The organism is Paraburkholderia sp. NMBU_R16, assembly GCF_013282575.1.
Classification (GTDB): domain Bacteria; phylum Pseudomonadota; class Gammaproteobacteria; order Burkholderiales; family Burkholderiaceae; genus Trinickia.
In genome coordinates this window covers 28,376-40,025 of sequence record NZ_JAAAYE010000010.1, presented here as the reverse complement: position 1 = coordinate 40,025, position 11,650 = coordinate 28,376, and the positions used below count along the sequence as shown (strand labels likewise).

The window sequence follows — 11,650 nt, the reverse complement described above, 5'->3', positions numbered from 1 at the left end:
TGCCTTTCTCCGGCCCAGTGGTGGTTCCTGGACAAATGCCACGCGCCGGCCGAGGCAGTGGCTGCGCGCCTGCCGGGTCGTGTCCGCCTTGGCGGCCAGTGCGGTTCCATGCAAGGGCCAGACCGACCCTGTTCGTAATGGATCCTTGATTGAAAACGCACGCCAGGCTCTCCCCCGCAATCCCGATCCGGCGATGGGTTGCTGCTGCAACAAATCTTCGTTGAATTTAATCTCCTCAGACGATAAGAGTATAGGCGCCCCTCGATCTGACAAACATAAGTGTTTCATCATCGAAGTTCGCCAACGTACGTGGCACTTCAAGCGGACGGCTTTCGCCACACGCTGGCGAGCCAAGGCTGTTGCTCGCACGGCAAGCCAGGGGGCCGGTAATAGTGCTCGAGTTCGAGGAATCCCGCATCCGCCATGTGTCGGCGCCATGCTTCGAGATCATGGAACGCGCCATAGCGGCCGTAGCTCCAGCCTTCTTGGTTCGCGCCGCGCGGATTGGAGCTGAATAGCACGCCGCCATGCTTTAGCGTCGAGTGCAATTGCCGCAGCACGCGTGCCAAAGCCTGACTCGGAACATGGAACAGGCTGGCGTTGGCGAAAACGCCGTCAAAGCGTGCAACTGGCAAATCGAGGTGCAGAAAATCCTGATGCCACACTTCGCAGCCGGTCTCGGCGCGTGCCATTGCGACGAAGCGTTCGGCACCATCGAGGCCGACTGCGCGATGTCCCCGCGAGGTGAACGCCTTGAGATCCCGCCCCGGCCCGCAGCCAAAATCGAGGATCGCAAAAGGCGGCTCGCTGGCGATATGACGTAAAAGAGCGTTGATGTTCTGCGAGACGTCGTGGTCGCTCGTGCCTTCGCGGAAATCCTCCGCATGCGCGTTATAGTGCTGCAGCGTAACGGTGCTGATTCGTTCGAGGTCGCCAGCGGTGAGTGTCATGCGAAAAGGTCTCCAAATTGCCTTTCTTTATCAGGAAAACCCCCAAAACAATCCCGGACAAAGCTTGCTCGATGGTAGTCGACCGTCTTGCCCTCTCCGTACCGCGGGCGCGGACTCGGCCCATCGATGCGCCGCAAAAGCCTGGACTGATAACCAATCAGGTTCTCCAATCCTTCGGGCCGATAGTCTCGCCGATTCGCGTCACAGAATCCGAGGAATTGGCCGGAAGCAGTCGACGCTTTGGCAGAAATGCAGCGTGTGCCCATCTGTCTTAGTAGCGTACGCTCTCTTTAGGCGATCGTCAGTCCACGCCGGGAAGGTCGGGGCCGAGTTCCGCCTCGATCTGGTCGATCGACGGCAAGCCTGCTTCGAGCGGCGTCGGCACCTGGCGGAGAAGCTGGTATTCCGCGACGCCCATCGGATTGGTCATCCCGCGCAATGCGTATTCTGCGACCAGCCGGTTCTTCTCTCGACATAAGAGCAAGCCGATCGTCGGCTGATCCTCGGGCCCCTTTAGCTCCGCGTCCACCGCAGACAGATAAAAGTTGAGTTGGCCAGCGTATTCGGGACGGAAGGGCGTCGCCTTCAATTCGACCGATATGGGACCAAGGCAATTGTGCAACGGCCTGTTGCACAATTGCGGGCATCGGCCATGCTTGGGCCAATGCTCACAGTACTTGAGGTTGCGCGGTGAAAACCCTTGCATGTCGGGAAAAGCTGCTTTTAGATCGCGAGCAAGCCGGTCGATGACCTTCGCACCCCAGCCCTGACCTTTTTGGCGGTCCAAGATATCGCGGCCGATCTGCCAGTAAAGAGTGACGAGTTCACGGTTTGCGCTGGCCGCTGCGCGTTGACGTGCGAATTCGACCCGTTGCTTGAGCTCGGTCAGCCATTGACGGTAATCGTCATCGCCCCATGGGCTTGGAGAATTGGTCATGCAGCGATCCGTGCGCGCAGCGTTGATCAGCAGATGTGGGCATTATCCCAGGCGAGCTCCGCTTGCGATCATCGTAGCGTCGAACTACGCCAAATTTACGCACGCGCCGACAAAACTCTCGATAAGTCAATGCGTTATGGCGTAAATCTGGTGCCCGGGACCGGACTCGAACCGGCAAGCCGTTAGGCGGCGGATTTTCTTCACACTGCATCTTTCGATGCCGGCGATGCGCTCAGGTACTGCATTGCCGTTCGTGCGCTGGACTATGCCTTCGCCATCGCCGGCCACATCTCCGAGATGTGCCGCGCAGCATTAGGCGCCCCCCGTCTAGTCTCTACACCTTCCGCGGCGCGCATCGGTCACGACGCACACCGGGCTTGGCTCGGCGTTGCCTCGGCCGCCTGACACCCATACCGAACAGATGTCATGCACCAGGGGGTTCGCCGAATTTGAAGGGTTCTGCACCGACCGTTTCCAGCCGGGCACTCAATTGCTTCAAGTCCGCTATGTTTACCAATTTCATCACCCGGGCAGGGTGGACGCGATTCTACCATCGGCGCGGCCCGACGCACGCCAGCGCACACAGCGTTAAAATGATCGCCCGCAAAAATCCATCCGCCGATGAACAAGATCCGAATTGCACCGCTCGCCGGGCTGCTTCTCGTCATGCCATTTCTGGCAGGCGGCTGTGCGCTTTATAAGAACCCGAGCGCTTGCGAAACGCGGATGCGCAGCGAGCTCGCTCAAGCTTCCCCTCAGGATCACCTCAAGATTTCGAACGTAGGCGTGGGTATCGGTGGCTCGCGAGTCGTCGTCGAAGGCGCATTACAGCGGCCCGCCGCGGCAAGCGAGGTATCGGTGGCGGCATCGGGCGCGGTCGCAACGGCAAGCGCTGCACGCCCCAAAATGCGCGGCCGGGCCGCCGCACTCGAATGCACGTTCAACGGCGACGCTCTCGTCTCGACGCATTGGCTCGCTCCGACAGAGATGGCCAAACCTGCAGACGCTGATGCCGACGACGAATCCACCAGCGGTTGAAGAACCCCGTACGAGCGCGGCGTGGCAAATGCTACGATCGTTGAACGCCAGCGCGATGAAGGAGATAGAGATGGACGGATTCGTGACCCATCGGATCGAGGGCGTCGATGTCGACATCGAAGTGGTGCCCGCCGCGGCGCAGGGATTTGCGGCGCGCTTTCGGGTAGGCGGTAACGGCACCGATGAAGCCGAACGCCATGTGGTGCATGTGACGCAAGGCCCGTTCGCGACCGAAGCCGAGGCTGAAGAAGCGGCAAAATCGGCCGCGCTGGGCTGGATTCTTTCGCACGGCGAGCCGCGACATTGACCGTCGGAACCGGCGTTCCGCGCGCGAACGAGAGGGCGCGTGGCGCCGGTTTTACACACGACGGTCCGGGACCGGTAAAATGCGCGGCTGATCCACGGAAATACCCGTGGCGAAAGCGCAAGGATTTCCCGAACATGACTGATCTTCGTTTTACCTCGCGGTTCGCAGCTCTCGTTTTGGCCGGCGGCCTCGTTGCCGGTTGTAGTTCCCCGTCGCCGACCCAGGTCGACTACCGGAGCGATTCGAAATCGAAGCAGGCATCCCTTGCCGTTCCCCCCAACCTGCTCGAGGAGACTTCCGATCAGCGTTCGCTGCCGCCTCTCGGCGGACAGACTTCGCTTTCCTCGCTGCGTCAGGTGCAGAAGGCCGCGCCATCCGAAACCGCGGTGGTTCCCCCCGTCGCCGGCATGCACATTCAGCGCGACGGCACGGCGAGCTGGCTCGTGATCGACGGCAAAACACCGGATCAGGTCTGGCCGCAAGTGCGGCGCTTCTGGCAAGAACAGGGCTTCCTGCTCGTCGTCGATCAGCGCGACAAGCACGTCATGGAAACGGATTGGAACGAGACGCGCCCGGAAGTGAACCAGGGTCTCGTTCGCAACACGCTGTCGAAGGCGATGGGTAACTCGTACGTCGCCGCGGAGCGCAACAAGTATCGGACGCGCCTCGATACCGCGCCCAATGGCGGCACCTATGTGTTCGTGAGTCAGAAGGGCATGCGCGAAGCGCTCGAAGGCGTCCACAACGATACGAGCACATGGCAGCCGAAGCCGAACGATCCCGCGCTCGAGACCGAGTATCTGAAACGTCTCATGGCAACCCTCGCGCGGGCGGATTCGCGCGGCGCCAGCCAGCTCGGCGCGGAACCCGCTGACGATGCGGACGTTGCCAAGGCGGGCAAGGCGAAGTCCGACGCTGCGGCGATTGCTGCGCAAAATGCCGCGTTTACCGCACAGTCCAGTAAGCGAGAGCAAGCGGCGAGCAGCGAGGCGGCAACGTCCGAGGTCGAACTTGGCGAGGGCTACGACAACGCATGGATTCGCGTAGGGATCGCGCTCGACCGAAGCAACTTTACGGTGGATGACAAAGACCGCACGCGCGGCCTCTATTACATCCGCTACGTCGACCCCAAAGACTTGAGCGCGGATAAGCAGGGCTTCTGGAACCAGGTGTTCCACGGCAAGAAGGAAAAGATCGCCAAGCAATACCGCATCAACGTGCGTGCGCTGACGCCCAATCAAACCCGCGTTGCTGTCGTCGACGATAAAGGCAATGTCGAGTCGACTCCGCAAGCCCGGCAAATCATGGGACTGCTCGAGGACCAATTGCACTGATCCTGCATCGCCCCGAAGCAAGCATCCCGCACAGACCCGCCGCAAGGCGGGTTTTTTCTTGTGGGGACCGTCGTCGCTACGGGATGAATCGGCTATGGGCGGCGCGCGTCACGGCCTTTGTCACGTGACGTTACCCCGTAACATCGCGCCCTTGCGTCGGCTGTGCGCTTGGTCGCGGTAATTTGTCGATGTGAATCAGCGACTTGGCGGTTGCTGCGCGACTGGCATGTTAGCTGCTCTCTTGAGCCGGCAGCCGCGGACTAGCCGTATCAAGCGGTGCGATATCGAACGGAAAAGGCATGGCCGGCGCGAGAAAGCATGCCGGACACGATGGCCCCGTCGCCCATCCTCGTAGGGCGACGGTTTCACCCGCGTTCCTCGGAACGCGGGTCTTTTTCCGTGGTCCGAGGATTGTCGTGCGGCCGGCTTAGCCAACCAACGTCAGGTCAATGCGAGGTATTGGGGACGTCGAGAATCAGAACGATGGTCCAATCGGCTTCGCCGTCGTGATGGTATTGACGCTCGACGACGATGAATGGCTGCTGTTTGCCCGCGGGCCCGAGAAAGAGTACATCGCCTTCCATGGGCAGGCACTCGATAGGCGGCAATGCGAGAAACGCCTCTTGCGAGCCGCGCGGCATCAATTTCTCGATCTTGCGCGACGCGGCCTCGGTCCATTCGATGTCCAGTTGGATGTTGCTCATGCTTTTCCTCCGCACCGGGGTGCGTCGAGAGTATTGGCAAAGAAATATCGGAGCGCGACTTTAGCACAGCGGGGCGGACCGTTCCGGCTATAAAAAAAGCCGAAGCCGGCGCGGCCGGTTCGGCTTTCGTTGCTGTTGCGCGGGGCTCGCCCCGCAACGCCGTCACTCGCCGGATTCGGCCTTCTTGTGCTTCATTGCCTTCTTGTGATGCCGCGTCGGCTTCGCATTATGGTCCATCGGCATCGTCTCGTGCGACTGCATTTCCTGCTGCGACTGAAGTGCCTGCGCGCGCTGCTCGACATCCGCGGCCTTGGCCGGGTCAGTGCTCATTTGGACGCCTTCGGTCTGCGCATAGGCGGCACCGGCGAGCATCGAAAGAGAAGCCAGGACAGTCAGGGACGCTTTCTTCATTATTTGCCTCCGTTGCGAAAAAGGTAGATAGGTGATGGTCGAGATACTGCCCGTTCTCGGGACACTGCATTCTAGCGAGCATATTCGGAGCCAGACTCCTTTGTAAGGCAAAAGAGACGCTCCGTTACATGTCGTTACATTCAATTGCCGCATGCTTCCATCGTAGTTGCCTTTATCAAAACCACCCCAAGGCCCGGTAAACGTGGAATTGGGCGATGCCAATCAGCTCGTGCAGCGCGATATTCGCATTGATCAGGTTCGACAAGCGCGGCAGCGCGCCGCATCGCACCTTGCGCGCATTGGAGATGACCGGTTGTACCGAGAGCCCAAAGCGGTCGAAATCGAGCAGCGCGCGGGGCATCTGGTAAGCCGACGTGACCAGTATCAACGAATCGTAATGTCGATCGCGCAGCATACGTGCCACGTATTTGGCGTTTTCGTAAGTGTTGCGGCTCGCGTCTTCGAGTACGAGGTCTGCGCGCGCGACGTTCGAGCGCAGCAAATACGGCGCGTAGGTGTCGGCTTCACTCGCCTCGTGTCGCTGGGGATTGCCCCCGCTCACGAGGACACGGCATTCGCCGTGCGGTACGGCCGCTTTGCATTCGGCGTACACCGACGCGGCTTTCACGATGCGAGCCGAGGCATCTTTCTTGGGTATGAGCCGGCCGCGCGCGTCGTACTCCGTGCCGCTTCCGAGCAGCACGATGACCGTGCGCGAACCGAATCGGACAGGCGATGAGTCGGGCGCGCGTGCCTGAACGGCATTGAGCAAAGGCGCCGCGAGCCACCCGGCGGCGAGCAGCCACAACAGAAGGACGGCGGACGGACCGACTGCGAGGCGTGCGCGGCGCCACAGCACGAAAACCGCAAAAAAAAGCGCGAATAAAGTGAATATGATCAATTCGAATGCGGTAACGTATGGGTTCGGGATCCACGAGTGAGCAGGCGGTCGATCCAGCCGCGGCGCATCGGCGACGCCGATGTAACGGGGCGCCGCCCCCCGGAATGGGGCTCGTAAATCACGGACAGTATCGATGATACGGCGACGCCGGATGTTCCGGACCATCGCTCCCGAATCGGCAAACCGCACTCAGTGCGGCCTTGCCGTGCGGCGCATGCTCAGGCATGAACTGTGCGATGGCCGGATTTGAAAAAGAGTCGAGATGGCCACGTTTTCCAATGAAGCGGTGCTCGAAGCGCTAAGGCGGGTCCAATACCGTCAGGTTCCATGGGCCAGGCGCCCGGGTGTTTTCGAATATCTGCGAGGACTCGGCTTGATGGAGACGGTGCGTCAGCGTACCGTCGCCCCTGGCGCGGGTTTTCATGCGCCGGTTGATATTGCCGTTCTCACCGACAAGGGGCGCGCCGAATTCACGCGCCTCGCCCGCGAGGAGCGCGCCCTCGATTGGGATGCGCGCCGCGCCGACGACTACGTATTCAAGATGGCCGTCGCAGTCGACGTCGCACGTTAGCACCGCAACGCGGGCGAAAGCCGGCAAAAAAAGCCCGTATCGCAAGGATACGGGCTACCGGTGTATTTCTGCTGCCACGATGTGCTCATGGCATTCACTCGGACCGCGGCGAATGCGCACGGTTCCCTTCTTTATCGTTGTCACGCCCTCTCGCGCCGAATCAATGGTGATCTCGAACGTTACGCGGGCGGGGCGGAGGCGGTGGGCTCGGTACCTCGGGATGCGACCGCGCATTGCGGACGATGTCGCTGCGCAAATCCCCACGCGGCACGTCCACCGGCATGGGAACGGGCGTCGACGCGCTCGGTGGCGGATGCGGCTGAGCGCGGGCGCCCGTACTGCGTACACCGCCGTCTGCCACCGGTATGATCGCCGCGATGACGAGCGGGACGATCATGCTGCCCAGTAGCAACGGTATGCACTTCAGCAGGACGTTCGCGGGTAGGCCGCGCAAAAGGCTTGTCTGCATACCGGCAAGGTACGCGGGGCCACGAAAGCGCGCTGTAAATATTGGTAAATGGATGTTTCGCCTGCGTTTGGCCGCAGGCGCACCCGCTCCCGTAGGCGCGGATCAAGCCATCTTCACGGGCGCGCGCCAGGATTCGGGATTGGTCCAGAATGCGCCGCGCAGGCGGTCGCGGCTGGGCGGCGCGGGCGGTTTGACGGTGGAGGCGCCGATACGTCCGCGCAGCGAAATCTGCCGTCCGCAGGTCGACAGCCGCTTGACGATTTCAGCGAGTGTGCCGTCCGCTTGCCATTCGTCGAAGCGGCGCCGGCAAGTCGGCGGGGAAGGATAGCGGCCCGGAAGCTTCGACCAGCCTTCGCCCGTGGAGAGCACCCACAGCACCGCGTTGACGACTGCGCGTGCTTCCACGCGGGGGCGTCCGCGCCGTTCACTGCGCGCGGGTTCCGCGCAGAACAACGCTTCCACCAGCGCCCATTCGTTATCTCTCAAATCGTCGAACAGCATCATGTCCTCACCTCAGCGAAACTGACCCGGTGCGCCGCCCCGTGCTGCGCACGCTCGAAACACCCGATAAAACGAGTGCCGAGTGCGCCGGCTGTGGCCGCGCTTGCCAATCAAGCTATCGAGCGCGCCGTACCGGCTTCGGCGGCTCGAGCAATGCAACAAGCGTGCCACGCGGGTCGACGGGCGCCGCGAGGCGCGTGGCGGCGGGCCTGTCGGGGGATCAGCTAGGGGCGTATAAGACGCCAAAAGCCCGCCGGGGAAAATCGGGACAATCACCAATCCAGTGCAGTGCGGCGCTCCGGGGGTGCGCGGGCGCCCGAATATTGCGATGCACAAAAGTGGGCCGCCGCCCGACAGGCTACTTGCATCGAGGCGTCAAAGAGGCGCTTTTGCAACTGCAGCATCCGTGGCGGGGCCGGGCGCCCGGGTTGAGAACCCGGCAGCGCGCCGCGACTTTCGGCTCGAATCGAACGCATCGAGGGAGCAAGTCGATTCGGCGGCGCGGAGCGGCTTTTCGTCCCGGCTCGTTTTCGGGTTGCCTGCAAAGGCGTGCAGGGCAGTTGTGGGCCCGTTGCTCGGTTGCCCGTTTACGCACCGAACCTTTTTGCGTAAGATGACGTTCAATCGCGCGGCGTCATCTTCGGAAGGCCGCCGCTTTGTCCGGCTGGGCTTGGCTCGATAGCTGTCCGATTCGCCGCCCCCCGGTCCGTGCTCCCATCAATATGACCGATCAAAATCGGGCGAGCGCGTCTTCTGTTCCAACATCGTCTGATTGATCCGGTTCGTTTGACCACACAGGGTCTGGCCTAGCTGCATGAATACCCAAGAGGCGAAGATCGTCCTCGAGACTGCTTTGATTTGCGCGCAAGAACCGCTGAAGCTCGGCGAGTTGCGCAAGCTATTCGCCGACGGCCTGTCGGCGGACACAGTCCGTGCGTTGCTCGAGGATTTGAGAAGCGAGTGGTCCGGTCGCGGCGTCGAACTCGTCGCGCTGGCGTCGGGGTGGCGCTTCCAAAGCAAGCCGGCGATGCGCAATTTTCTGGACCGTCTGCACCCTGAAAAGCCGCCGAAGTATTCGCGAGCGGTGCTCGAGACGCTGGCGATCATCGCGTATCGACAGCCCGTCACGCGTGGCGACATCGAGGAGATCCGCGGCGTCACAGTCAATACGCAGGTGGTCAAACAGCTCGAGGACCGCAATTGGATCGAGGTCATCGGTCATCGCGACGTTCCGGGGCGGCCCGCGCTCTATGCGACGACCAAGCAATTTCTCGATGATCTCGGTTTGAAGGCGCTCGACGAGCTGCCGCCGCTCGAAGATCCGGCCGCCCAGCTCGACGGAACGCCGCTCGCTCAGCACGCGATCGAGTTTCCCGAGTCGGCGAGCCAGGAATTCGACGAACCCGGCAAGACTGACGAACTGCAGGTCGCCGGCGCGGCCGATGCCGCGGCGGCCGACGAGCCGGCGCGCGGGGGCGACGCCGCGGAGCACGATTTATGCGCGGAGGATATCGGCGACGCGCCCCAGCAAGCGGATGAAGGCGACGGCGAAGCGCCGGTGGGCCCGTCGCCCGCGCCTGTGCTGCGTGCGATCGAGTCGCCCGCTGCGACTTCGGAACGTGACGAAAACGATTCGGTGAATGGCGTCGACGACGACTCATTCGCCAACCACGAAGCGGCCTCGCGCCGTGCCTGAACTAACCGAATTTTTGCCGCACTCGCGACGAGTGCGAGCCCTCTGACATTCGAGGTTGTTTTGACAGATACCCACGACACCGATTTGTCCGCGTCCGGGCACGCTATTGACGCTGCGGGCCGCGAACGAACATTGGGCGCGCAAGAGGCACCCGACGGCCCCAACGAGCGAGAGCCCCAGGCGACGGATGCCGGCGGCGAGGAGCGCCCGAGGCGCGGTCTGCGCCGCGGGCCGCGCAGTCTCATCGCGCGGCGTCGTGCGGCGGCCAAGACCAAAGGCGATCCAGCGGCGCAATCGGAGCCCGACGCGCCGGCCGAGCTCGCTGCGCCAGGAGGCGACGCGCTCGACGCCGCGCCGCCGCAACGGGATCAAAAGCGAAGCGCTGGGGGGAAACCGCCGCGCAAACCCGCTGGCGCGCGCCGCGAGCGCGGCCCCGGCCCTGGCCGTCCCGCAGGCGAGGGCAAGCGTGCCGAGGAGCCGCGTGGCGATGCGCCCGGCGCGGCGGCAGGAGGGCCCGACGACCTGTTCTCGTACGTGACGTCGCCGGCGTTCGATGCGGACAACGGCTCGACGGCCGGCGTGCGCGCACCGATGCTGCGCCGCGGCCGCCAGGCGCCGCAAAAGCGGGTGCTGTCGCCCGATGACGATGCGCCGAAGCTGCACAAGGTGCTGGCCGAAGCGGGCATGGGTTCGCGCCGCGAGATGGAAGAACTGATCGTCGCCGGGCGTGTATCGGTGAACGGCGAGCCGGCCCATATCGGTCAGCGCATCATGCCGACGGACCAGGTCAGGATCAATGGAAAGCCGGTCAAGCGGCGCTTGCAGACGAAGCCGCCGCGCGTGCTCGTCTACCACAAGCCCGCCGGGGAGATCGTGAGTCATGCCGATCCCGAGGGCCGGGCGTCGGTCTTCGACAAGCTGCCGCCGATGAAAACGGCGAAATGGCTGGCTGTCGGCCGGCTCGACTTCAACACCGAAGGGCTGTTGCTGCTCACGACGTCGGGCGATCTGGCCAACCGGTTCATGCACCCGCGCTATAGCGTCGAACGCGAGTACGCCGTTCGGGTAGTCGGAGAGCTCAGCGAAGGAGCGCGGCAAAAGCTCCTCCACGGCGTCGAACTCGAAGACGGTCCAGCCAACTTCCTGCGGATTCGGGACGGTGGCGGCGAAGGGACGAACCACTGGTATCACGTTGCGCTCGCGGAAGGGCGCAATCGGGAAGTGCGTCGGATGTTCGAAGCGGTCGGCCTCATGGTGAGCCGTCTGATTCGGACGCGGCATGGCCCGATCTCCCTGCCGCGCGGGTTGCGCCGCGGCCGGTGGGAGGAGCTCGAAGAAAACCAGGTGCGCAGCCTCATGAGCGCGGTCGGGCTGAAGGCGCCGGTCGAAGACAAGGGTGCGCGCCGCGCGACGCAGGAACGCCGCCAACCGGATCCGATGCAAACGTCGATGGGCTTCATCAGCCGCGAGCCGGTGCTGACGGCGCACGGCCGCTTCGAGCAGCCAGGCCGCGGTCCGGGCCGGCGCGGTCCGGGCGGCGGATTCGGTGATGCGCCTGGCGGTTTCGGCGGGCGTCCGGGCGCAAACCGGGGCAAGAGCGGGCCGCAACGCGCACGTGGCGACGTGGATGGCAACCGCGCGTTGCCTGCCGGTGGCGCGAAGCGCGGCCCGGGTGGTGGCGGTGGCGGCCCCGGCGGCAACCGGCCCGCGGGCGGCAATCGCCCGGGCGGTGGCGCCAACGGGCCGCGCGGATTGCCGCGCAATCGCGCGCGGGGCCGGTAGCGGCCAGCGGTCCGCATTCGACGAAGGTGTCGTTCGAGAGCGCGCGCGC

Annotated in this window: 9 protein-coding genes and 3 pseudogenes; 6 read left to right on the top strand and 6 right to left on the bottom strand. The window is 63.4% G+C overall.

What is annotated here, in order from left to right; all coding sequences use genetic code 11:
* Positions 1–317: 317 nt before the first annotated feature.
* Together GWC77_RS07115 and GWC77_RS07110 are read right to left on the bottom strand one after the other, a co-directional pair.
* Positions 318–950: a bifunctional 2-polyprenyl-6-hydroxyphenol methylase/3-demethylubiquinol 3-O-methyltransferase UbiG gene (locus GWC77_RS07115; protein ID WP_173256196.1), complete on the bottom strand. Its 633-nt coding sequence runs from the start codon at positions 948–950 to the stop codon at positions 318–320.
* 301 nt (positions 951–1,251) lie between these two features.
* Positions 1,252–1,887, bottom strand: a pseudogene (locus GWC77_RS07110) (PDDEXK nuclease domain-containing protein).
* A 621-nt stretch (positions 1,888–2,508) separates the two neighbouring features.
* On the opposite strand from GWC77_RS07110, the gene GWC77_RS07105 reads away from it, so the two are divergent.
* From GWC77_RS07105 to bamC, 3 genes are all read left to right on the top strand, one after another.
* Positions 2,509–2,925, top strand: a complete 417-nt coding sequence (locus GWC77_RS07105) for a hypothetical protein (protein WP_173256195.1) — start codon at positions 2,509–2,511, stop codon at positions 2,923–2,925.
* 70 nt (positions 2,926–2,995) lie between these two features.
* Positions 2,996–3,232, top strand: a complete 237-nt coding sequence (locus GWC77_RS07100; RefSeq protein WP_173256194.1) for a hypothetical protein — start codon at positions 2,996–2,998, stop codon at positions 3,230–3,232.
* A 134-nt stretch (positions 3,233–3,366) separates the two neighbouring features.
* Positions 3,367–4,566, top strand: coding sequence for an outer membrane protein assembly factor BamC (bamC, locus tag GWC77_RS07095; RefSeq protein ID WP_173256193.1), 1,200 nt, complete (start codon positions 3,367–3,369; stop codon positions 4,564–4,566).
* A gap of 446 nt (positions 4,567–5,012) precedes the next feature.
* Here bamC and GWC77_RS07090 read toward each other — a convergent pair whose 3' ends face one another.
* The 3 genes from GWC77_RS07090 to GWC77_RS07080 form a co-directional block, all read right to left on the bottom strand.
* Positions 5,013–5,270 (bottom strand): DNA-binding protein, encoded by a 258-nt coding sequence (locus GWC77_RS07090; protein ID WP_173256192.1) that lies wholly within the window; start codon positions 5,268–5,270, stop codon positions 5,013–5,015.
* 162 nt (positions 5,271–5,432) lie between these two features.
* On the bottom strand, positions 5,433–5,681 hold the full coding sequence (locus GWC77_RS07085) for a hypothetical protein (protein WP_173256191.1): 249 nt from the start codon (positions 5,679–5,681) through the stop codon (positions 5,433–5,435).
* 175 nt (positions 5,682–5,856) lie between these two features.
* A complete protein-coding gene (locus tag GWC77_RS07080) occupies positions 5,857–6,582 on the bottom strand; it encodes a YdcF family protein (RefSeq protein WP_254366852.1) in 726 nt (241 codons plus the stop codon).
* Positions 6,583–6,844: 262 nt separating this feature from the next.
* Between GWC77_RS07080 and GWC77_RS07075 the strand changes: the two genes are divergently transcribed.
* Positions 6,845–7,153: a hypothetical protein gene (locus GWC77_RS07075; protein ID WP_173256190.1), complete on the top strand. Its 309-nt coding sequence runs from the start codon at positions 6,845–6,847 to the stop codon at positions 7,151–7,153.
* A 583-nt stretch (positions 7,154–7,736) separates the two neighbouring features.
* On the opposite strand, the pseudogene GWC77_RS07070 reads toward GWC77_RS07075, so the two are convergent.
* Positions 7,737–8,123 (bottom strand): annotated as a pseudogene (locus tag GWC77_RS07070) (transposase); the annotation flags it as partial.
* An 814-nt stretch (positions 8,124–8,937) separates the two neighbouring features.
* Between GWC77_RS07070 and scpB the strand changes: the two are divergent.
* A pseudogene (gene scpB, locus GWC77_RS30255) lies at positions 8,938–9,501 on the top strand (SMC-Scp complex subunit ScpB); the annotation flags it as partial.
* Positions 9,502–9,879: 378 nt separating this feature from the next.
* Positions 9,880–11,601 (top strand): 23S rRNA pseudouridine(2605) synthase RluB, encoded by a 1,722-nt coding sequence (gene rluB / locus GWC77_RS07060; protein WP_173256187.1) that lies wholly within the window; start codon positions 9,880–9,882, stop codon positions 11,599–11,601.
* Positions 11,602–11,650: the final 49 nt, after the last annotated feature.

What these genes read in the sequence shown, in the direction of transcription:
- GWC77_RS07105 (WP_173256195.1), top strand. Translation starts at nt 2,509, where the DNA reads ATGAACAAGATCCGAATTGCACCGCTCGCCGGGCTGCTTCTCGTCATG.
- GWC77_RS07085 (WP_173256191.1), bottom strand. Translation starts at nt 5,681, where the DNA reads ATGAAGAAAGCGTCCCTGACTGTCCTGGCTTCTCTTTCGATGCTCGCC.
- GWC77_RS07100 (WP_173256194.1), top strand. Translation starts at nt 2,996, where the DNA reads ATGGACGGATTCGTGACCCATCGGATCGAGGGCGTCGATGTCGACATC.
- GWC77_RS07115 (WP_173256196.1), bottom strand. Translation starts at nt 950, where the DNA reads ATGACACTCACCGCTGGCGACCTCGAACGAATCAGCACCGTTACGCTG.
- bamC (WP_173256193.1), top strand. Translation starts at nt 3,367, where the DNA reads ATGACTGATCTTCGTTTTACCTCGCGGTTCGCAGCTCTCGTTTTGGCC.
- GWC77_RS07090 (WP_173256192.1), bottom strand. Translation starts at nt 5,270, where the DNA reads ATGAGCAACATCCAACTGGACATCGAATGGACCGAGGCCGCGTCGCGC.
- GWC77_RS07075 (WP_173256190.1), top strand. Translation starts at nt 6,845, where the DNA reads ATGGCCACGTTTTCCAATGAAGCGGTGCTCGAAGCGCTAAGGCGGGTC.